Annotated in this window: 1 protein-coding gene; it reads left to right on the top strand. The window is 61.3% G+C overall.

Going from position 1 to position 821, the window contains the following annotated elements:
- The coding region (locus IG122_RS23870; RefSeq protein ID WP_193189068.1) for an NAD-dependent epimerase/dehydratase family protein at nt 1-821 on the top strand (821 nt) is incomplete at both ends.

Here is an 821-nt window from a genome sequence, read left to right as displayed (position 1 = left end):
ATCCCGCAGCTTCTGGACCTCGGCTACGAGATCGTGTCCTACGACATCCAGTTCTTCGGCGACGACTTCCTTCCGAAAGACGATCCGAAGCTGACCTCGATCAGGGGCGATATCCGTGACATAGCGGCGCTGAAGGACGCGCTGAAGGGCTGCGACGCGGTGATCAACCTGGCCTGCATCTCGAACGACGCCAGTTTCGAGCTCGACGAGGCCCTGAGCGAGACGATCAATCTCGACGCCTTCGAGCCGATGGTGATCGCGGCCAAGGACGCGGGCGTGAAGCGCTTCATCTACGCCTCCTCCTCCTCCGTCTACGGCGTGTCGGACCAGCCGGACGTGAAGGAGGATCACCCGCTCCTGCCGCTGACGCTCTACAACAAGTTCAAGGGGATGTGCGAGCCGCTGCTGTTCAAGCACCAGTCGCCCGACTTCGTCTGCGTGACGATCCGCCCGGCGACGGTCTGCGGCTACGGTCCGCGCCAGCGTCTCGATCTCTCGGTCAACATCCTGACCAACCACGCGATCAACAACGGCAAGATCACCGTGTTCGGCGGCGAGCAGCTGCGCCCGAACCTGCACATCCAGGACATGTGCAACCTGTACAAGCTGCTGCTCGAGGTCGAGGACGAAAAGATCGCCGGCGAGACCTTCAATGCGGGCTACCAGAACCAGTCGATCATGAGCATCGCGAAGATCGTGAAGCAGGTGATCGAGGAGGAGCTGCCGGAACTCGGCGATATCGAGATCGTCACGACGCCGAGCGACGACAACCGGTCCTACCATATCAATTCGGACAAGATCGCGGAGAAGCTCGGCTTCCG

The sequence above is a fragment of the Nisaea sediminum genome (assembly GCF_014904705.1).
In the GTDB taxonomy this organism is placed as follows: Bacteria; Pseudomonadota; Alphaproteobacteria; order Thalassobaculales; family Thalassobaculaceae; genus Nisaea; species Nisaea sediminum.
The sequence above is the reverse complement of the archived record's forward strand: the minus strand, read 5'-3'. Positions and strand labels throughout refer to the sequence as shown.